The sequence below is a fragment of the Pseudorhodoplanes sp. genome (assembly GCF_046289595.1).
Taxonomy (GTDB): Bacteria; Pseudomonadota; Alphaproteobacteria; order Rhizobiales; family Xanthobacteraceae; genus Pseudorhodoplanes.
Genome location: NZ_JBKBVB010000091.1, coordinates 1 through 18,354, shown reverse-complemented (window position 1 = coordinate 18,354; position 18,354 = coordinate 1). Strand labels below are relative to the sequence as shown.

Genomic DNA, 18,354 nt, shown 5'->3' with positions numbered 1-18,354 from the left:
CCGGCGTTCGCAGCCCCCGCTCAATTCTGCTTTCGGCCCCGTGGCGCCAGCACGACCCCCGCTTTGACGCCCTTCATGGCCATGCTATGCGATGCCCCCGCCTGCGGCCAATCGCAATTGCGACCGCGTGCCGCATTCCCTGCCGATCTCCGGCGCCATGTGACAAAAAAGCATCATCGGCTATGAGCGACCGTTTCGTCATACCCCCACCGCCCCAGGCCGCGCTCGCGGTCAAAGGCTCGTCCGAGAAATTTCCTGTGCGCCGCATCTGGTGCGTCGGCCGCAATTACATCGAGCATATCCGCGAGATGGGCCAGGACGAGCGCGCGCCCCCGTTCTTTTTCGCAAAGCCGGCCGATGCGGTCGTGCCGGATGGATCCGTCGTGCCCTACCCGCCGCTGACCAAGGACGTCCATCACGAGGTCGAGCTGGTGGTGGCGCTGAAATCCGGCGGCCTGAACATCAAGCCGGACAAGGCCAATGACTGTGTCTGGGGCTATGGCGTCGGCATCGATCTGACGCGGCGCGACCTGCAGATCGCCTCGCGCGAGGTCAAACGGCCCTGGGAAATCGGCAAGGCCTTCGATGCCTCCGCTCCGTGCGGACCGCTGGTGCCGGCATCCGAGATCGGCCATCCGACCAAGGGCCGGATCACGCTCAAGGTGAACGGCCAGATCAGGCAGGACGGCGATCTCAACCAGATGATCTGGAACGTCCCCGAGACGATCTGGAAGCTGTCGGAGATGGTCGAGCTGGCCGCCGGCGACATCATCATGACCGGTACGCCGGCTGGCGTCGGCCAGGTCAATGTCGGCGACAAGATCGAGTGCGAAATCGAAGGCGTCGGCTCGCTCTCGGTGACGATCGGCCAGCCGAAATAAGCGACGTCATTCCGGGGCGCGGCCGCAGGCCGCGAACCCGGAATCCAGTGCCGCGAGACACTGAATGTAGGGCTCTGGATTCCGGGTTCACGCGCTTCGCGTATGCCCCGGAATGACAGCCTCACGCCGCCGCCGGCTTGATCAGCCCTTCCGCCTTCATGGCGTCCTGCACCTTCGGGCGAGCGCGGACCCGGCTGCGCAAATCCTCGATATTCTTCCATTGCGTCACGTCGATATCCTGGAAGCGCGTCCAGTTCGACACGACAAAGAGATAGATATCGGCCACGCTGAAGGTGTCACCCGCAAGCCATTGCCGGCCGGTGAGATGAGTGTCGACATGCTTGAACGCCTTCAGCACGTTATTCTTGGCAATCGCCTTGTAATCGGCCGGCGTGTTTTCTTTGAAGAGCGGCGTAAACTGCTTGTGCAATTCGGTGGCGATAAAGGTCAGCCATTCCAGCGCCCGGTAATAGTCCATTGTGCCGTGCTTGGGCATCAGCTTGGCCTGAGGCTCGAGATCGGCCGCATAGGACAACAACGCGATCACCTCGGTCATGGTGTCGCCGTTGTCGAGCTTCAGAACCGGGACCACGCCTTTCGGGTTCACGTCCCAGAAATTTTCGCCGCCCTTGGTAACTTTGGCCTTGTTGTCGACGCGCTCGAGCTCGAACGCGACACCCGCCTCATGCAAGGCGATGTTGACCGCGAGCGAGCAGGCACCGGGCGAATAATAAAGTTTCATACAAGTCTCCCTTGGGGCGTCGCACTTTGTGACCGGATGCCGGTTTGCCGCCACGAGCGCCGCTCGTCAAATGCCGGTTGCAAAGGTTTTGCCCGAACCCGGCTGGATTGCGCAAATCTTTGATTCAACTGGAGGAAAATAAGGCGAGGGGGATTCCCAAACCGGAACCAAATCAGATATGCGGCGTTGGGCAGCCGGGCCGGAACAACGACAGACGGGGTGAGGACCTTGATGACCATGCTCGCACGCCGAAAGACTGTTCGCGTAACCGATCCGGAGCCGTTCGGCGACGTCACCCTGGCGCCGGCCTCGATGACAGGTCAAAGCGAAACGCAGCTTGCGCGCGCCATGGCGCATGCGCTCGTCGAAACCCAGCCGTCGACGGCGTCCCAGGCGCTCAGCCAGCTGCGGGCGCTGTTTCCGCAATCGCCGCTGACGGTCCGGGTGGCTGCGCTGAACGCGCTGATGCGACGCTGATCCGCACCTCTTCTGCTACATCCCGAGATAGGCTTGGCGCACACGGTCGTCGGCGAGTAACTCTTCGCCGGTTCCGGTCAGCGTGATCCGGCCGTTTTCCAGCACATAGGCGCGGCTCGCAAGCTTCAGCGACACTGCGACATTCTGCTCGACGAGAACGCAGGTCAATCCGTCCCGATTGAGGTCGCGGATGGTCGCGAGCACGTCCTGAACGAGCGCGGGAGCCAGACCAAGCGAGGGCTCGTCGAACATCACCAGTTCCGGCGCGCCCATCAGGCAGCGGCCGATCGCCAACATCTGCTGTTCGCCGCCGGACAACGTGCCTGCGGCCTGACCCGACCGCTCACGCAGCCGCGGAAACATTTCGAGGACGCGCTCGCGGTTCCTGGCGCGCTCCGCGCGCGCCCGCGGCAGCATCGCGCCCATGTCGAGATTTTCCGACACCGTCATATTCGGAAAGATCTGCCGGCCTTCCGCTACCTGACCAATGCCGAGATTGCAGACCTTGTAGCTCGGCAGGCCCGCGATCTCGTTGTCGCGGAAGCGGATCGCGCCGCGGGATGGGCGCACCATGCCGGCGATGGTGCGGATCAGCGAGGTCTTGCCGGCGCCGTTGGCGCCGACAATGGCGACGATGGTTCCCTCCGGAACCTCGACGGACACCCCGTCAAGCGCCTGCGCGTCGCCGTAGAAAACGTCGATGCTATCGACCTTCAGCATCAGTGCACCGCCTCCGCCCCGAGATAGCAGGCGAGCACGTCCGGATCGCGCGTGACCACCTCGGGCGTGCCCTCGGCGATCACCTTGCCGTAATTGACGACCACGATACGCCGCGACAACGCCATCACGGCGCGCATCACATGTTCGATCAATAGAATAGTGACGCCGGTATCGTCGTTGAGCTTGCGGAATACGCCGACCATGCGGTCGGTCTCGGTCGGCCGCAGGCCCGCCATCACCTCGTCGAGCAAAAGGATTTTCGGCTTGGTCGCGAGCGCGCGGGCGACTTCGAGGCATTTGCGGTCCGGCAGGGTAATGCCGGTCGGTCGGGCGTTCCGCTTGTCGTCGAGCCCGAGCAGCTTGAGGACGCTGTTGGCATAATCGCGCGCTTCGTTCACATCGTCGGTCCAGGCCAGTGCGCCGATCGCGACATTTTCCTCGACAGTGAGATCGTTGAAGGGCCGCACGATCTGGAACGTGCGGCCGACACCGGCATGGCAGATCTGGTCCGAACGTTTGCCGACCAGCGATTGGCCGTCGAGCAGCACATCCCCCGTATCCGGTGCAAACACGCCGGCGATCATGTTGAAAATCGTGGTCTTGCCGGCGCCGTTAGGGCCGATCAGCGCCTGGATCGCGCCGGCCGTGACCTCGAAGGACACATTGTCCACGGCGCGCAGCCCGCTGAAGCTTTTCGAGATGCCCTTGACTGAAAGCGACGCGGCTTTCATGCCCGGTCTCCATCGTTCTTGCGATCGAGGCGCAGCGCGCGCGCGATCCATGGCCAGACACCGGAGGGCCGGTACAGCACGATGACGGCGACGCACAGGCCCCAGAAGAACTGCTTGATGCCGTCGATCTTCATGCCCTCCGTCAGCGCGGTCAGGGTCTCGCCGAGCGGCGTCAGCACAAAAGCGCCAATGATCGGACCCATCAGCGTACCGACGCCGCCGACAATGGTGCCGAGGATCAGTTCGATCGAGCGGTTGGTGCCGAAGGTCGATTCCGGGAACAGGTTGTTATAGTAGAAAGCGTACCAGACGCCGGCAATGCCGGTCAGGCCCGAGGAGATCGCGACCGCGATCATCTTGTATTTAAACAGGTGCACGCCGCTCGCTTCCGCGGCCTCCTGGTCCTCGCGGATTGCCTGCCAGTAATAGCCGAGCTTGGAATTGAGCAGCAGCCGGCACAGCGCAAGCGCAAGCGCAGTCAACGTCAGGATGATGTAATAGAACATCACCGGCGAGCCGCGCAGGTTGACCAGATCGATCCGGTCGCGATGCGCCACCGGCAGAAACAGTCCCTCGGTACCGCCAAGCCAGCGGATGTGATCGACCATGATGCCGGTGAATTCGGCGAAAGCGATGGTCAGCAGCGCGAAATAAACGCCGAGAATCGAGAAGCGGAAGCCGAGATAGCCGATCAGGCAGCCGACCGCGACCGAAAGTGCGACCGACACGAAGACGCCGATCAGCGGCGGGATGCCGAACCGGATGAATAAAGCGGCGCTGGCATAGGCGCCGATGCCGACGAACAGCGCATGGCCGAGCGAAAGCAGCCCGGCAAAGCCCAGCATCAGATTCCACGCCTGTCCGACATAGGCGAAATACAGGACGATAATGAGAACACTCAGTATGTAGTTGCTGACAAAATACGGCGCGACGACGAGGGCTGCGCCAAACAGCGCAAGCAGCACGAGACCATGGGCAGGAACGCCTCCGAACAGCCGGTTGATCATCGCTGCACTTTTCCCAGCAGGCCCTGCGGGCGGAACAGCAACACAAGGATGAGGATGGCGAAGCTGAACGCGCTCTTGAGCGAGGGCTGCAACAGGATGCCGGCCATCGCTTCCGACATGCCGATCAGGATACCGCCGAGCAATGCCCCCGGCAGGCTGCCCATGCCGCCCAGAATGACGATGATGAAGGCGAGCAGCGTATAGGGCGGCCCGAGATAGGGATGCACGTCGACAATCATCACCATGATCGCGCCGGCGGCGCCGAGACAGGCGCAACCGATGGCAAAGGTTAGCGCGAAATAGTGCCGGACATTCAGCCCGACCACGAGCGCACCTGTGTAATTATCGCCGCAGGCCCGGATCGCCTTGCCGGTGTCGGTGTACTTGAAGAAGGCGAACATCGCGCCGGAACCGAGCAGCGCAACGATGCCGGCATAAAGCCGCACCTTGTCGATGATCAGCGGGCCGACCGAAAACGAATCCAGCGCATAATCGACGGTGACCCCCTGCGCCTGCGGCCCGAATACCATCAGGCAGATCGCAATCAGCATCACCGCGACCGCGGCCATCAGCAGGAACTGGAAATAGTCATGCAGATGCGCGACGCGCCGCACCACCCAGTCCTGCAAGAGATAGCCAAAGCCGAACAGGATCGCGGCCATGAAGGGCACCGCAACCAGCGGATCGAGACCGAGATGGCGAAACGCCACCACGGTAAAGAACATGCCGAGCACCATGATCTCGCCATGGGCGAAATTCACGATCCGGATCACGCCGAAGATGACGGAAAGCCCGAGCGCGCTGAGACCGTAGATCAGTCCGGTCAAAAGCCCGCTGATCGCGACATTGAAATAGATTTCGGTTGGCACGGCCTGTCCCGCGTGGGCCCGTCTGGATGAGGATGGGTTCCGGCCGCGACAGCAGCCGGAACCTTCCTGTCGTTATCTAAGCTCAGCGCTTGGCATAGGCCGTCATCGGCCATTCGACTTTGGCGTCGGTCGCGCCCTTCGGCGCCACGGTGACGAGCTTGCCGCCGCGGTTCTGAATCGCCGAATTGACCAGCTTGTCGTTCTGGCCCTTTTCATTGAACTGGATGCCGGGCCCTGTCGACACATTGTCCTTGATGTCGGTCTTGCGGATCGCGTCGGCGAGCGCCTTCGGATCGGCGGAACCGGCGCGCTTGTAGGCGTCGGCGGCGATCAGCAGCGCCTCGAACGTGTAGACATGGTTGGTGTTCATGTTGCTGTCTGGGAACTGCTTGGCGAGCGCCGCCTGCAGCGCCTTGGCGAGCTTCTTGTTCGGATCGTACCAGGGCACGAAGCTGATCGGCCCGTCCGAAAGCTTGCCGAGGGTCTTCATATATTGGTCTTCGTACCAGCCCGGTCCCATGCTGAGCACGCCCATGCCTTCCCACCGCTGCTTGACCAGTTCGCGGGTGATCAGAATGGCGTCGTTGAGCCGGCTGACCACCAGCAGCGCATCGGCGCCGGTGCCCTTGGCCTTGGCCACCTCGACCGACAGGTCACGCGCCTTCAGGTCATAGGCGATGGTGTCGGCGATCTGGTACGGCATCTGGAATTTTTCGATCGCGCCGGGCAGAACCTTGGCCATCGCGCTGCCGAAGGTGTCGGTCACATGCATGAACGCGACCTTCTTCGGGGTCTTGCCGGTCTCGCCGAAAATTTCCTTCTGGTTGGACATCGCGTCCGAGGTGATCTTGCCGGCCACCGGGAAATTGCGGAACACGAACTTGTAGCCCTGCTCGGTGATCGGGGGCGCCGCGGCAATGTTGATCACATACGGAATGCCGCGCTGCTCGGCGACCTGCGCGATGGCGGTCGATTGCCCGGAGTCGAATGCGCCGACCAGAAGCTGGGCGCCTTCGTTGATCAGCTTTTCGGCCTGGGCGCGGGCGATCTGAACGTCGGATTCAGTATCCGCATTCATGATCTGCAGGCTGGGCAGACCGATATCCTTGAGGATGCCGGCCGCAACATCGACACCGCGCTGGCAATCCTGGCCGATGAACGCCTGCACCCCGGAACGTGGCAGCAGCACGCCGACCTTCAGCGGCGCGCCCTGCGCGTGGCCGATATGAAACGGAGACGTACCGGCGACCAGCCCGGCGGCCCCGAGGCCGGCGGCAAATGTGCGGCGCGTTACGCGCGGCAAACGAGAGTTCATGGACATCTTGTAACCTCCCTGAATGGTCCGGACGACCCGGGACCGTGATTGGCCCCTTTTTCTTATTGTTCCGCCCAACTTGCAATGGGCGGATTCTGCGGCATCGGCCCGCGCTCAGCGCCGGTTTCCCGCCAGCCATTATTGTTGTATAGCACAATGAGTGTCAGGAACAACAATTTCGTCCGGTCCACGACCGGATGCCGGGAGGATCGATTGGCCGAGACCCCTGCCGCGGTTCCGATGTTGGGTGCGCGCAAACCGCGCCGCGACATCGACCTCGACGTCCTGACCTCTCATCTCGGCTACAGCTTGCGCCGTGCGCAGGTCTGGGTCTTCCAGGACTTCATCCAAACCCTGTCGGTCATCGACCTGCGCCCAGCACAATATTCGGTCCTGGTGGTGATCGGCGCCAATCCCGGCCTGTCGCAGGCCGAGCTTGCCGACCGCCTCGCGATCGAACGCGCACGCCTTGTCCACATGCTCGACCATCTGCAACGGCGCGGTCTGACCGAGCGTCTGCCCTCCCCGACCGACCGCCGCACCCATGCGCTGCAGCTGACCAAAGACGGCCAGAAGCTGCTCAAGCGCGCCAAGGCTCTGGCCGCGCGCCATGAAGCGCGGCTCGCGGAAAAGATGGGACCGGAGGTGCGGAGGCAAGTACTCGACCTGCTCAAGGTATTTGTGACGCGGACGTAATCCCTTCGTCACTCCGGGGCGCGATCCCAGATCGCGGCCCCGGATGTTCAGACTTCTTACGCCGCGTCCTGGTCGGCCTTCAGCACGCCGCGACGGATCTGATCTTCCTCGATCGATTCGAACAAAGCTCGGAAATTGCCTTCGCCGAAGCCGTCATCGCCCTTGCGTTGGATGAATTCGAAGAAGATCGGGCCGAGTACGGTGCCGGAGAAGATCTGCAGCAGAACCTTGGTCATACCGCCGTCGACCACGCCTTCGCCATCGATCAGGACGCCGCTTGCCTTGAGCTTGGCGATATCCTCGCCATGCCCCGGCACCCGCGCATCGATTTTCTCGTAATAGGTCGCTGGCGGCGCCGGCATGAAGGGCAAGCCATTGGCGCTGAGCCTGGCGACGCTCTCGTAAATGTCGCGGCAGCCCATCGCGACATGCTGGATGCCCTCGCCCTTGTATTCGCGCAGATATTCCTCGATCTGCGACTTGTCGTCGAGTGACTCGTTGATCGGGATGCGGATCTTGCCGCACGGCGACGTCATTGCGCGCGAGATCAAGCCGGTCAGCTTGCCTTCGATGTTGAAGAAGCGGATGTCGCGGAAATTGAACAGCTTTTGATACCATGCCGCCCAATGGTCCATGCGCCCGCGGAAAACGTTGTGGGTGAGGTGATCGAGATAATAGAGCCCGGCCCTTTCCGGCTTCGGGTCGCGCTCGCCGGTCCAGACGAAATCCACGTCCCAGATCGAGCCCTTATCGCCGTAGCGGTCGACGAAATACAGGAGCGAACCCCCGATCCCCTTGATCGCGGGGATGTTCAGCTCCATCGGTCCGACATGGGTCTCGCCGGGTTCGGCGCCGAGCGACAGCGCGCGTTCGTAGGCGCGCCTTGCGTCCACGACGCGGAAGGCCATGGCGCAGGCGCACGGCCCGTGCTCGGCGGCGAAGCGTTGCGCGAAGGAATCCGGCTCGGCATTGACCACGAAATTCACGTCGCCCTGACGCCAGAGCTGCACGTTCTTGGAGCGGTGCCTGGCGACCAGGGTAAAGCCCATGGTCTCGAACAATTTGCCGAGCTTCTCCGGTTCGGGATGGGCGTATTCGACGAATTCGAGGCCGTCGGTGCCCATCGGGTTGGCATCGGAAATGGCTGCGGCCGGCGCATCGTGCGGGAACGGACCCATGGCTGTCTCCTCTGCGAAAACATTATTGTTCTGCCGCTCAGATAGCTGAAAACGGCCGCAAATTTCGTGCAAAATTGACGGAACTTGACTAATCTATGCATTCTTTGTGCTTAGGAACTATATATGGCACACGATTCTGTCTCTATCGACGATGCCGACCTGAAGCTGCTTTCCGCGCTTCAGGACAATGGCGCGCTCACCAACCAGGAACTGGCCGATGCGGTGCGGCTGTCGCCCTCGCAATGCTCGCGCCGCCGCCAGCGGCTCGAACAGGCCGGCGTGATCCGCCGCTACCGGGCCGATCTCGATCCGGCCAAGCTCGGCTTCGGCATCACGGTCTTCATCTTCGTCGCGCTCGCCACCCATTCGCGCAACAATGCGCGGCGTTTCCGCGATCTGGTCGCCACGCTTGCCATGGTGCAGGAGACCCACGCGCTCACCGGCGATTCCGATTATCTGCTGAAGGTCATCGTCACCGATCTGCGCGCGCTCTCGGCACTGGTCAACGATGTGCTGTTGCCGCACGAGGCGGTGGAGCGGGTCAAGTCCAGCATCGTGCTCGAAACATTGAAGGATGATGCGCGGCTGCCGGTCGGGTAGGTACGATTCGCCGAGGCTTTTCCTGCGCTGCCGCCGCGTTGACACCCGCAGGGTCGCTTCCTATTGGTTGTCTGATCGCATGATCGATCCGCGCCGCAATACCCAACGATAAGCCTTATCGCTTTGCGCGCCGCGATCCGGGGAGGAGTTCCGGGATGGACGACAGTCCTGTTCTCGTCGAGGCACGCGGCGGCTATCGCGTCATCACGCTGAACCGTCCGAAGCGCCTGAATTCCTTCAACGAGGCGATGCATGTCGCGCTGAAACAGGCGCTCGACGATGCCGAGGCCGACGCAAATTGCCGCGCGATGATGATCACCGGCGCCGGACGCGGCTTTTGCGCGGGCCAGGATCTCAACGACCGGGTCGCCAAGCCCGGCGAAAAAGTCGTGCTCGGGGTGGCGCTGGAGCAATATTACAATCCGCTGATCCGGAGATTGCGCGCCTTGCCCTTTCCGGTCGTGGCGGCGGTCAACGGTATTGCCGCCGGCGCCGGCGCCAATATCGCGCTTGCCTGCGACATCGTCGTTGCGGCGAAGTCCGCAACCTTCCTGCAGGCCTTCGCCAAGATCGGGCTGGTGCCGGACTCCGGCGGCACCTGGTTTCTGCCGCGCCTTGTCGGCCCGGCCCGCGCGCGCGGCCTCGCGCTGCTCGCCGATCCGCTGCCCGCGGAGACGGCCGAGCACTGGGGTCTCATCTGGAAATGCGTACCGGACGACGAGTTGCTCGGTATCGCCAACGAACTCTGTATGCGGTTCGCCAGCGGCCCGACCTACGGGCTGTCGCTGATCAAGCGCGCCCTCGATGCCGCGGAAACCAACGATCTGTCGACCCAGCTCGATCTCGAACGCGATTTGCAGCGCAGCGCCGGTTCGAGCCCGGATTATACCGAGGGCGTCAGCGCCTTCATGGAGAAGCGCGCGCCGAAATTCACCGGCGCCAAGGGCTCGTGACATGAAAGCCGGTGACACCGCTGCCGGTGAGATGGATGCAGGCGAAATCGCGCGCATGTGTGCGGAGGCGATCTGGGCGGACGACGCCGCCAGCAGGAACCTCGGCATGCAACTGATCTCGGTCGAGCCCGGCCGCGCCATCGTGGCGATGACGGTGACCGATACGATGGTCAACGGCCACAGCGTCTGTCACGGCGGCTATATTTTTACGCTCGCGGACTCGGCCATGGCCTTTGCCAGCAACACCCGCAATCGCCCGGCCCTGGCGCAGCACTGCAGCATCACATTCCTCTCGCCCGGCAAGCGCGGCGACCGTCTGGTCGCAAAAGCGGCCGAACGCCAACTTGCCGGCCGCTCCGGCCTTTACGACGTCACGGTCACACGCGACGACGGGGCCGTGATCGCCGAATTCCGCGGCCATACGCGCATTGTCGAAGGCATCCTGCTCCCCGACCCGAAAGCCTAGAGCCATGGTCGATGCATCCTACAAGCCTTATGGCCTCGAGCCGGTCGAAACCGCGTCTCGCGACGAGATCGCCGCATTGCAGACGCAGCGGCTCGCCTGGTCGCTGAGGCATGCCTACGACAATGTCGAGGCCTACCGGAAGAAATTCGACGCCGCGGGCGTGACGCCGTCCGACTTCAAGCATCTTGAGGACATCGCCAAATTCCCGTTCACCACCAAGGCCGATCTGCGCGAAAATTATCCCTTCGGAATGTTCGCGGTGCCGCAGGACCGGATCGTGCGCATCCACGCGTCGTCGGGAACCACCGGCAAGCCGACCGTGGTTGGTTATACGCAAACCGACATCGACAATTGGTCGCACCTGATGGCGCGATCGATCCGGGCCTCGGGCGGGCGTCCCGGCATGAAGGTGCATGTCGCCTATGGCTACGGCCTGTTCACCGGCGGGCTCGGCGCGCATTACGGCGCGGAAAGGCTCGGCTGCGCGGTGATCCCGGTTTCCGGCGGCATGACCGAGCGGCAGGTGCAGCTGATCTGCGACTTCAAGCCGGACATCATCATGGTGACGCCGAGCTACATGCTCGCAATCCTCGACGAATTCAAAGCCAAGGGCATCGACGCGCGCGAAACCTCGCTCTCGATCGGCATTTTCGGCGCCGAGCCCTGGACCAACCAGATGCGCACCGAGATCGAGGATGCGTTCGCCATGGACGCGGTGGACATTTACGGCCTGTCCGAAGTGATGGGGCCGGGCGTCGCCAACGAATGCGTCGAGACCAAGGACGGCCTGCATATCTGGGAAGACCACTTCTATCCGGAGGTGATCGACCCGGAGACCGGCAAGGTCTTGCCGGATGGTGAGAAGGGCGAGTTGGTGTTTACCTCGCTGACGAAGGAAGCCTTTCCCGTCATCCGCTACCGTACCCGCGATCTCACCCGGCTCCTGCCCGGCACCGCGCGCACGCATCGGCGCATGGAAAAAGTTACCGGCCGCTCCGACGACATGATGATCATCCGCGGCGTCAATGTGTTCCCGACCCAGATCGAGGAATTGCTGCTGCGCTGCGAGGGCCTGTCGCCGCATTACCTGATCGAGCTCATGCGCGAGGACCGGCTCGATGTTGCGACTGTTTTTGTCGAGGCGCGCCCTGAACTGCATGGCGCGGCTGCCCGCGATGCCGAGGCTGCCGCGCTTGCCGCCCATATCCGCAACAATGTCGGCATCGGCGTGAAAGTCATAGTCGGCGATCCCGGCTCGGTCGAGCGCTCGGTCGGCAAGGCGCGGCGCGTCATCGACAAGCGGCCGAAGCAATAGCGTTCTTCAGGGGGCTGCACGCATTCTACATCAGTGGCCGAGCCCGCCCTTCTCCTCGATGAAGCGCGCGATCTCGTCCACGCCCTTGCCTTCCCGCATATTGGCGAACACGAAGGGCCGCTGGCCGCGCATTTTCTTCGAATCCCGCTCCATCACCTCAAGCGAGGCGCCGACATAGGGAGCAAGATCGATCTTGTTGATGACCAGGAGATCGGACCTCGTGATGCCCGGCCCGCCCTTGGACGGGATTTTCTCGCCCGCGGCGACGTCGATGACATAAATCGTAAGATCGGCAAGCTCGGGCGAGAAGGTGGCCGCAAGATTGTCGCCGCCGGATTCGATCAGGATCAGATCAAGATGTGGGAAGCGCTTTCGCATATCGGCGACCGCCGCGAGATTGATCGAGGCATCCTCGCGGATCGCGGTATGCGGGCAGCCGCCGGTCTCGACGCCCGCAATGCGCTCGGGCTCCAGCGCGCCGGAACGGACCAGGTATTCCGCATCCCATTTTGTATAGATGTCGTTAGTGATCGCGGCAATGTCGTAGCGATCACGCAGCTTCTTGCAGAGCGCGTCCATCAGTGCGGTCTTACCGGAGCCGACCGGTCCTCCGACGCCGACACGTAAGGGGCCGTGAGGGTTTCTCGTCATGATCTGAATAGCCTCGTATATTGCGTCTCGTGCTTCATCGAAGCGAGGTCGGCGCGCAACGCCGCTCCGCCGATATCGTCGAGCGATGCCGTGAGTGCGCGCGCCGCAGTCCGAGCAATCGCCTCTTCCATCGCCGCCAGCACGCGCTGCCCGTCGGTCTGACCAAGCGGGATCAGCCGGACGCCGGCGGAAATCCAGTTGGCGGCAACCGCATGAAGGAATGCGGGCAACGCGGTCTCGGTTGCAATCCCGTGCCCGGCGCAGACCGTCCCGGCCGCGACCGGATAGGCGATGGCACCGTCCCAGATATCGTCCAGCATTTCGATGGCGTCGCAGGGCCAGGCCGCACGCGTCGCCTCGATGAAAGCGCGGCCCTGCGCCGTGGTTTCCAGATGCCGCTCCTTGGATGGCGAGAAGGCGGCTGCAAGCTCGGCAACCTCGCGCAGCGCGGATTTGTCGCCGCGGCCAACCGCGCGATGGGTCTGCACAAACAGTACCGCATCGCAAGTGCCGGCCCCGGCGGTCATCATGAGAGACAGCCAGTCGGTCAGCGACGCGGCGTCACGAATATCGCCCGCTTCCACAGCCCATTCGATGCCGCTGGAATAGGAGAAGGCGCCGACCGGAAAGGACGGCGACAGCCATGCCATCAGGCGATAGAGCGCGGCGGCCTCGTTCCCCGCACTGCGCTCAGTGGACCCATCAACGCGCGGCGACGACTTTCGCTCCCTGTGCCCCTTGACCAGCGGCAGATTCTTGCGCTTACCGATCATGATCGTGGCCGTGATGGCGGTGTCCATGGCCGTAATAATGGTAACCACGGTCATGTGCATGACCGCGGCGATGGTCTCCATGGCCATGCGGGTGATCGTGACTGTGCGGCACCGTCGCCTGCGGCTCGAACGGCGCTTCGACCGCTGTCACCGCCGCGCCAAGCCCGCGCAGCATCTCCTCCAGCACATGATCGCGACGAATGCGGATGCGGTGGCCTGCGATCTGCACGTCGGTATGGCGATTGCCGAGATGCCAGGCGAGCCGCACGAAATCGCGCGGCGAGGCGGCTGCGATCTCGGCGAGCGATTCGGGCATCCCGCAAACCAGCACGACCGTGCCATCCTCCAGCACAAGGCCATCGCCGTCATGTAGCGTGACCGGCCTGTCGAAGTCGAGCAGCACGCGCGTGCCCTTCTCTCCGGTCAGCACGATGCGCCGGCGCTGGCGGTCGTCGGCGTCGAGCGTGACGCGGTCGATGGTGATCGCGGCATCGAAGGAGCCTGCCGGAGCGATGGTCGAGACGCGGTGCATGACTTCAGCCCATCAGACTGTCGTGCCAGCGGAGGCGGCATCCAGCGCCGCGAAACGCGGCGACCACTGGATTACCCGCCTTCGCGCGCAACGACGGAGGGGTCAAAACAGAAAATATCGCTGCGCCATCGGCAGCACGTCGGCGGGCTCGCAGGTCAGCAGTTCACCATCCGCCCTCACTTCGTAGGTCTCGGCGTCGATCTCCAGCTTCGGAGTCGCGCTGTTGTGAATCATGCTCTTCTTGGAGATACCGCCGCGGGTATTCTTCACCGCCACCAGTTCCTTCTGGATGCCGAGCTTGCGGCCGAGCCCCGCCCGCACCGCCGCTTTCGAGGCAAACACAACCGAGGACGCGGTCAGCGCACGGCCATAGGCGCCGAACATCGGCCGGTAATGCACCGGCTGTGGCGTCGGGATCGAGGCATTCGGATCGCCCATCAAGGCGACGACAATCGTGCCGCCCTTCAGCACCATTTCCGGCTTCACGCCGAAAAAGGCCGGCGACCAAAGCACAAGGTCGGCCATCTTGCCCTTTTCGACAGAGCCGATGATGTGCGAGACGCCGTGCGCGATCGCCGGATTGATGGTGTATTTTGCGACATAGCGCTTGGCGCGCACGTTGTCGTTGTCGCCCTTCTCTTCCTTAAAGCGTCCGCGCTGCCGCTTCATCTTGTCGGCGGTCTGCCAGGTGCGCGTGATCACCTCGCCTATCCGGCCCATGGCCTGGGAATCCGACGACATCATCGAGAGGGCGCCGATGTCGTGCAGGATATCTTCGGCCGCGATGGTTTCCTTGCGGATGCGGCTTTCGGCGAAGGCCAGGTCCTCGGCGATCGAGGGGTCGAGATGGTGGCACACCATCAGCATGTCGAGATGTTCGTCGATAGTGTTCTTGGTGAAGGGCCGGGTCGGATTGGTCGATGACGGCAGCACATTCTTCAGGCCCGCCACCTTCATGATGTCGGGGGCGTGCCCGCCGCCCGCGCCCTCGGTGTGAAAGGCATGGATGGTGCGACCCTTGAACGCCTTTATCGTATCCTCGACGAAGCCGCTTTCGTTCAGAGTGTCGGAGTGGATCATCACCTGCACGTCGTGATCGTCGGCAACCGAAAGACAATTGTCGATCGCGGCCGGCGTCGTGCCCCAGTCCTCGTGCAGCTTGAGAGCGCAGGCGCCGCCTTTCACCATTTCTTCCAGAGCCGCCGGGCGCGCTGCGTTGCCCTTGCCGGCAAAGCCGAGATTGATCGGGAGCGCGTCCGCGGCTTGGATCATGCGGCCGATATGCCACGGCCCCGGCGTACAGGTGGTGGCGAGCGTGCCATGCGCCGGCCCGGTGCCGCCGCCGAGCAGGGAGGTCACGCCGCTCGTCAGCGCGTCATCGACCTGCTGGGGGCAGATATAGTGGATATGGCTATCGAAGCCGCCGGCGGTGAGGATCTTGCCCTCGCCCGCGATCACCTCGGTACCGGGCCCGACAATGATGGTGACACCCGGCTGAACATCGGGATTTCCGGCCTTGCCGATTGAATGGATCTTGCCATCCTTCAGGCCGACATCGGCCTTCACGATCCCCCAGTGATCGAGGATCAGCGCATTGGTGATGACGGTATCGACCGCGCCCTGCCGGTTCGTCATCTGCGACTGGCCCATGCCGTCGCGGATCACCTTGCCGCCGCCGAACTTCACCTCTTCTCCGTAGGTGGTGAAATCCTTCTCCACCTCGACGATGATGTCGGTATCGGCAAGCCGCACGCGGTCGCCGGTCGTCGGACCGAACATGCCGGCATAGACAGAGCGGGAAATCTTGGTCGGCATCGGAATGCTCCGGGCAATCTACTGGGCGGGTTCAAGTTGTGATGACGATGAGGAGGATCGCAGACCCGCGAAGATCGGCGACAGGCTGGTGCGGGCAACCCGGTAGCCCTCCTCGCGGCGGCGGCGCACCGTGGCACGCGAGAAGTCGCGCAGGCCGAATCGGTCGTCGGTCGCATGCTGGGCGCCCGGCGCGGCATCGGCCGCGTGCACGCCCTGCACGTCGATATCGACGATGCGGATGGATTTGCACAGCCGCGCCCGGTCGATCCGGCGACGCAAGTCCGGACCGACCGCATCCGGCGGCACACGCTCGGCCAGCTCCTCGATGGTCTCGATCAGATCGTTGATCCGCTCGGCCGCCCTGCGGTCCTGACGGAGACGGTTGCCGTAACTCAATTCATGCATCCGGTCTTCGACATCGGCCAGCGAGCGAGGCCGCACTGACTTCAGCGGATAGAGGTTGAACACGACCAGCACGCGCTCGATATCGGGATCGTCGGAAAAGGCGTCGATCGCGTCGCCGAGCGGCGCGTTGTCGACCAGACCGCCATCCCAGTAGACGGCGCCGCCGATCTCCGTCCACGGAAATTGCGGCGGCAGGCTGCCGCTGGCCAGCACGTGCTTCGGCGTGATCCTGCATGGCTCGTCGGCACCGATCCTGCGATTGCAGAAACGCTGCAGTTCGCCACTCTCGACATTGACCGCCGTGATGACGAAGATCGTCTCGCTGCTATTCAGGGCTGCGAAATCGACGCGCTGCGTCAGGGTACGCAGCAGAGGGCGCGTATTGTAATAGGCGGTCCACGTGCCGAAGCCGACCAGATCGAAGCGCGGCAGATAGAAGCCGGGCAGCCCGAACAGCGACAGATCGCGCTGCGCCTGCTGCGGCCAGAATTCCGGCGCATGCAAGGTGAAGTCGTCCCACAAAGCGTTCAGACGCCGCCGCGCATCGGCGCGATCCGCAGCACCCACCATACAGGCCGCATTGACTGCACCGATCGACACACCGCTGACCGCGCGCAATGTCGGACAGCGGCCCGCCGCAGCAGCCTCGTCCATGAATTCAAGCAACGCGGTCATGCCGCCGCATTCATACGCCCCGAGCGCGCCGCCGCCTTGCAGCACGACACCGATCTCGACCCGGTTTGCGGCCTGTCCGCGCATGCGCTCAATCTGTTCTGCCGGAATGCGATTGTCCGGCACTCTCCTTCTCGTCCCCGGTCTTATCCCCAGGGGCTGTGGGCATCGTCGGTCTTATTGCCTTCGCGCCATCGCGCGTTACTCTGATCACAGATGTTCATGACGGCTTCGGCTGGACGTGAACATCGCCGAGCCGAACGGTGTGAATGCGAAGGCTGCTACGAGCGTCGTGTTCGTGAGCCGGTCGATCTTGGGTCCCTGCCGCGGTAGCGGCGGCACGGAACGTGACGGGCGGGCGCAAGCTCGCCCGTTATGTTTGTGCGGTATCGAAACTGCCGCGCTTCGATCGCTCAGCGTCACAGCTTCCCCATTACGTCGCCGCGAAAGCCGAACACCATCCGCTTGCCGCCGAACGGCACAAGCTGCACCTCGCGGGTCTGACCGGGCTCGAACCGCACCGCAGTGCCGGCCGCGATATCCAGCCGCATGCCACGCGCCTTCTTGCGGTCGAACTTCAGCGCAGGATTTGTCTCGAAAAAGTGATAATGTGAACCGACCTGAATCGGCCGGTCGCCGGTGTTCGAGACCGTCAGCGTTACAGCCTTGCGGCCGGCATTCAGCTCGATGTCGCCGTCCTTGACCAGAATTTCGCCTGGGATCATCGCGTCACCCCTTTTTTGCGCGCCGCAATGCAGCGAAGCCAAGGCCGACCAGAAGCGCGGCCAGAGCGAACAAAAGCAGGTCCGGGAGCATGCCAAAAGCATGTGGATGCTCGTGCGGAACCAGCGAGGTATGGGCTGCGGCAGGTGCGACGCAAAGCGTCAGCAGCAAGACAATCAAGACTTTCATCGCGTGTCCTTCGTCGCCTGTCCTTGGCCGCCGGTCGTTTAGCGAATGGGTTCGTGAACAGTGACCAGCTTGGTCCCGTCCGGGAAGGTCGCCTCGACCTGGATGTCGTGAATCATTTCAGGAATCCCGTCCATCACCTGATCGCGGGTCAGCACATGCGCGCCGTCGCGCATCAGTTCAGCGACGCTCTTGCCGTCGCGCGCACCTTCAAGCAGGAAATCGGTAATCAGCGCCACCGCCTCGGGGTGGTTAAGCTTGACCCCGCGCTCAAGCCGCCGGCGCGCTACCATTGCCGCCATTGCGATCAGGAGCTTGTCTTTTTCGCGCGGTGTCAGCAGCATCGTCAGCCTTTCGATCCAATCTCGGCCGCGGCGGCGCTGCGCCAGCGGCTTTCAGCGCCACGACCCAGATCCAGAGTCCGGAGATGGCGCCGCAGCAACGATTCTCACGGTTAAACTATTCCCCAACACATGCGCAATTGTGGCAGACTTGGTGTATCGATTGCAAGCATGCGCGCGGGTATTGTCCTATGAGCTGGTGGGAAGACCGGTGCAAATCCTCCACTGCCCTGCGGTTCACCGACGTCTGCCTGCGCGGGATCGCGCAGGTCATGCTGCAAAACAATCCGCTGACCGGGGCGCTGT

At 63.1% G+C, this 18,354-nt stretch carries 22 protein-coding genes; 7 read left to right on the top strand and 15 right to left on the bottom strand.

Going from position 1 to position 18,354, the window contains the following annotated elements; genetic code table 11:
- The first annotated feature begins 182 nt into the window (after positions 1–182).
- A complete protein-coding gene (locus ACK41X_RS17015; protein WP_409725767.1) occupies positions 183–881 on the top strand; it encodes a fumarylacetoacetate hydrolase family protein in 699 nt (232 codons plus the stop codon).
- A 121-nt stretch (positions 882–1,002) separates the two neighbouring features.
- On the opposite strand, the gene gstA is transcribed toward ACK41X_RS17015, so the two are convergent.
- Entirely contained in the window at positions 1,003–1,623 is a 621-nt protein-coding gene (gene gstA / locus ACK41X_RS17010; protein ID WP_409725765.1) for a glutathione transferase GstA, read from the bottom strand.
- Positions 1,624–1,854: 231 nt separating this feature from the next.
- Between gstA and ACK41X_RS17005 the strand changes: the two genes are divergently transcribed.
- On the top strand, positions 1,855–2,100 hold the full coding sequence (locus tag ACK41X_RS17005; RefSeq protein ID WP_409725763.1) for a hypothetical protein: 246 nt from the start codon (positions 1,855–1,857) through the stop codon (positions 2,098–2,100).
- 15 nt (positions 2,101–2,115) lie between these two features.
- Here the strand turns inward: ACK41X_RS17005 and ACK41X_RS17000 are convergent, their stop codons facing one another.
- The 5 genes from ACK41X_RS17000 to ACK41X_RS16980 form a co-directional block, all read right to left on the bottom strand.
- Positions 2,116–2,820: an ABC transporter ATP-binding protein gene (locus ACK41X_RS17000; RefSeq protein WP_409725761.1), complete on the bottom strand. Its 705-nt coding sequence runs from the start codon at positions 2,818–2,820 to the stop codon at positions 2,116–2,118.
- Positions 2,820–3,551: an ABC transporter ATP-binding protein gene (locus ACK41X_RS16995; protein WP_409725759.1), complete on the bottom strand. Its 732-nt coding sequence runs from the start codon at positions 3,549–3,551 to the stop codon at positions 2,820–2,822. Before ACK41X_RS16995 ends, ACK41X_RS17000 begins: the two co-directional genes overlap by 1 nt.
- Complete coding sequence (locus tag ACK41X_RS16990; protein WP_409725757.1) at positions 3,548–4,558, bottom strand: branched-chain amino acid ABC transporter permease; 1,011 nt, start codon at positions 4,556–4,558, stop codon at positions 3,548–3,550. The genes ACK41X_RS16995 and ACK41X_RS16990 overlap by 4 nt, the downstream gene beginning before the upstream one ends.
- Positions 4,555–5,427 (bottom strand): branched-chain amino acid ABC transporter permease, encoded by an 873-nt coding sequence (locus ACK41X_RS16985; RefSeq protein ID WP_409725754.1) that lies wholly within the window; start codon positions 5,425–5,427, stop codon positions 4,555–4,557. The genes ACK41X_RS16990 and ACK41X_RS16985 overlap by 4 nt, the downstream gene beginning before the upstream one ends.
- An 82-nt stretch (positions 5,428–5,509) precedes the next feature.
- Positions 5,510–6,748 (bottom strand): ABC transporter substrate-binding protein, encoded by a 1,239-nt coding sequence (locus ACK41X_RS16980; RefSeq protein WP_409725752.1) that lies wholly within the window; start codon positions 6,746–6,748, stop codon positions 5,510–5,512.
- Positions 6,749–6,955: 207 nt separating this feature from the next.
- Between ACK41X_RS16980 and ACK41X_RS16975 the strand changes: the two genes are divergently transcribed.
- Positions 6,956–7,438 (top strand): MarR family winged helix-turn-helix transcriptional regulator, encoded by a 483-nt coding sequence (locus tag ACK41X_RS16975; RefSeq protein WP_409725750.1) that lies wholly within the window; start codon positions 6,956–6,958, stop codon positions 7,436–7,438.
- A 56-nt stretch (positions 7,439–7,494) separates the two neighbouring features.
- On the opposite strand, the gene hppD is transcribed toward ACK41X_RS16975, so the two are convergent.
- Complete coding sequence (gene hppD / locus ACK41X_RS16970; protein ID WP_409725748.1) at positions 7,495–8,616, bottom strand: 4-hydroxyphenylpyruvate dioxygenase; 1,122 nt, start codon at positions 8,614–8,616, stop codon at positions 7,495–7,497.
- 123 nt (positions 8,617–8,739) lie between these two features.
- On the opposite strand from hppD, the gene ACK41X_RS16965 reads away from it, so the two are divergent.
- From ACK41X_RS16965 to paaK, 4 genes are all read left to right on the top strand, one after another.
- Positions 8,740–9,216: an Lrp/AsnC family transcriptional regulator gene (locus ACK41X_RS16965; protein ID WP_409725746.1), complete on the top strand. Its 477-nt coding sequence runs from the start codon at positions 8,740–8,742 to the stop codon at positions 9,214–9,216.
- Between the two features lie 155 nt (positions 9,217–9,371).
- Positions 9,372–10,169: a 2-(1,2-epoxy-1,2-dihydrophenyl)acetyl-CoA isomerase PaaG gene (gene paaG, locus ACK41X_RS16960; protein ID WP_409725744.1), complete on the top strand. Its 798-nt coding sequence runs from the start codon at positions 9,372–9,374 to the stop codon at positions 10,167–10,169.
- Between the two features lies 1 nt (position 10,170).
- A complete protein-coding gene (gene paaI, locus ACK41X_RS16955) occupies positions 10,171–10,635 on the top strand; it encodes a hydroxyphenylacetyl-CoA thioesterase PaaI (RefSeq protein ID WP_409725742.1) in 465 nt (154 codons plus the stop codon).
- A gap of 4 nt (positions 10,636–10,639) precedes the next feature.
- The gene (gene paaK, locus ACK41X_RS16950; protein WP_409725740.1) at positions 10,640–11,950 is read left to right on the top strand and encodes a phenylacetate--CoA ligase PaaK; all 1,311 of its coding nucleotides are present in this window, start codon (positions 10,640–10,642) and stop codon (positions 11,948–11,950) included.
- A 30-nt stretch (positions 11,951–11,980) separates the two neighbouring features.
- Here paaK and ureG read toward each other — a convergent pair whose 3' ends face one another.
- From ureG to ACK41X_RS16910, 8 genes are all read right to left on the bottom strand, one after another.
- Complete coding sequence (ureG, locus tag ACK41X_RS16945) at positions 11,981–12,601, bottom strand: urease accessory protein UreG (RefSeq protein ID WP_409725738.1); 621 nt, start codon at positions 12,599–12,601, stop codon at positions 11,981–11,983.
- Entirely contained in the window at positions 12,598–13,251 is a 654-nt protein-coding gene (locus ACK41X_RS16940) for an urease accessory protein UreF (RefSeq protein WP_409725769.1), read from the bottom strand. The genes ureG and ACK41X_RS16940 overlap by 4 nt, the downstream gene beginning before the upstream one ends.
- Positions 13,252–13,363: 112 nt before the next feature.
- Positions 13,364–13,906, bottom strand: coding sequence for an urease accessory protein UreE (locus ACK41X_RS16935; RefSeq protein ID WP_409725736.1), 543 nt, complete (start codon positions 13,904–13,906; stop codon positions 13,364–13,366).
- 102 nt (positions 13,907–14,008) lie between these two features.
- The gene (ureC, locus tag ACK41X_RS16930) at positions 14,009–15,721 is read right to left on the bottom strand and encodes an urease subunit alpha (protein ID WP_409725734.1); all 1,713 of its coding nucleotides are present in this window, start codon (positions 15,719–15,721) and stop codon (positions 14,009–14,011) included.
- An 18-nt stretch (positions 15,722–15,739) separates the two neighbouring features.
- The gene (locus ACK41X_RS16925; RefSeq protein ID WP_409725732.1) at positions 15,740–16,924 is read right to left on the bottom strand and encodes a patatin-like phospholipase family protein; all 1,185 of its coding nucleotides are present in this window, start codon (positions 16,922–16,924) and stop codon (positions 15,740–15,742) included.
- A gap of 293 nt (positions 16,925–17,217) precedes the next feature.
- On the bottom strand, positions 17,218–17,523 hold the full coding sequence (locus ACK41X_RS16920) for an urease subunit beta (protein WP_409725730.1): 306 nt from the start codon (positions 17,521–17,523) through the stop codon (positions 17,218–17,220).
- A gap of 4 nt (positions 17,524–17,527) precedes the next feature.
- Positions 17,528–17,710: a hypothetical protein gene (locus tag ACK41X_RS16915; RefSeq protein WP_409725728.1), complete on the bottom strand. Its 183-nt coding sequence runs from the start codon at positions 17,708–17,710 to the stop codon at positions 17,528–17,530.
- Between the two features lie 38 nt (positions 17,711–17,748).
- Positions 17,749–18,051 carry an urease subunit gamma gene (locus tag ACK41X_RS16910; protein WP_409725726.1) on the bottom strand — a complete coding sequence of 101 codons (303 nt, stop codon included), beginning with the start codon at positions 18,049–18,051 and terminating at the stop codon, positions 17,749–17,751.
- Between the last annotated feature and the right edge of the window lie 303 nt (positions 18,052–18,354).

Coding starts and splice junctions, on each gene's coding strand:
- ureC (WP_409725734.1), bottom strand. CDS start 15,721: ATGCCGACCAAGATTTCCCGCTCTGTCTATGCCGGCATGTTCGGTCCG.
- paaI (WP_409725742.1), top strand. CDS start 10,171: ATGAAAGCCGGTGACACCGCTGCCGGTGAGATGGATGCAGGCGAAATC.
- paaG (WP_409725744.1), top strand. CDS start 9,372: ATGGACGACAGTCCTGTTCTCGTCGAGGCACGCGGCGGCTATCGCGTC.
- ACK41X_RS17005 (WP_409725763.1), top strand. CDS start 1,855: ATGACCATGCTCGCACGCCGAAAGACTGTTCGCGTAACCGATCCGGAG.
- ACK41X_RS17000 (WP_409725761.1), bottom strand. CDS start 2,820: ATGCTGAAGGTCGATAGCATCGACGTTTTCTACGGCGACGCGCAGGCG.
- ACK41X_RS16965 (WP_409725746.1), top strand. CDS start 8,740: ATGGCACACGATTCTGTCTCTATCGACGATGCCGACCTGAAGCTGCTT.
- ACK41X_RS16910 (WP_409725726.1), bottom strand. CDS start 18,051: ATGCTGCTGACACCGCGCGAAAAAGACAAGCTCCTGATCGCAATGGCG.
- ACK41X_RS16990 (WP_409725757.1), bottom strand. CDS start 4,558: ATGATCAACCGGCTGTTCGGAGGCGTTCCTGCCCATGGTCTCGTGCTG.
- ACK41X_RS16920 (WP_409725730.1), bottom strand. CDS start 17,523: ATGATCCCAGGCGAAATTCTGGTCAAGGACGGCGACATCGAGCTGAAT.
- ureG (WP_409725738.1), bottom strand. CDS start 12,601: ATGACGAGAAACCCTCACGGCCCCTTACGTGTCGGCGTCGGAGGACCG.
- gstA (WP_409725765.1), bottom strand. CDS start 1,623: ATGAAACTTTATTATTCGCCCGGTGCCTGCTCGCTCGCGGTCAACATC.
- paaK (WP_409725740.1), top strand. CDS start 10,640: ATGGTCGATGCATCCTACAAGCCTTATGGCCTCGAGCCGGTCGAAACC.
- hppD (WP_409725748.1), bottom strand. CDS start 8,616: ATGGGTCCGTTCCCGCACGATGCGCCGGCCGCAGCCATTTCCGATGCC.
- ACK41X_RS16940 (WP_409725769.1), bottom strand. CDS start 13,251: ATGGCATGGCTGTCGCCGTCCTTTCCGGTCGGCGCCTTCTCCTATTCC.
- ACK41X_RS17015 (WP_409725767.1), top strand. CDS start 183: ATGAGCGACCGTTTCGTCATACCCCCACCGCCCCAGGCCGCGCTCGCG.
- ACK41X_RS16980 (WP_409725752.1), bottom strand. CDS start 6,748: ATGTCCATGAACTCTCGTTTGCCGCGCGTAACGCGCCGCACATTTGCC.
- ACK41X_RS16935 (WP_409725736.1), bottom strand. CDS start 13,906: ATGCACCGCGTCTCGACCATCGCTCCGGCAGGCTCCTTCGATGCCGCG.
- ACK41X_RS16915 (WP_409725728.1), bottom strand. CDS start 17,710: ATGAAAGTCTTGATTGTCTTGCTGCTGACGCTTTGCGTCGCACCTGCC.
- ACK41X_RS16995 (WP_409725759.1), bottom strand. CDS start 3,551: ATGAAAGCCGCGTCGCTTTCAGTCAAGGGCATCTCGAAAAGCTTCAGC.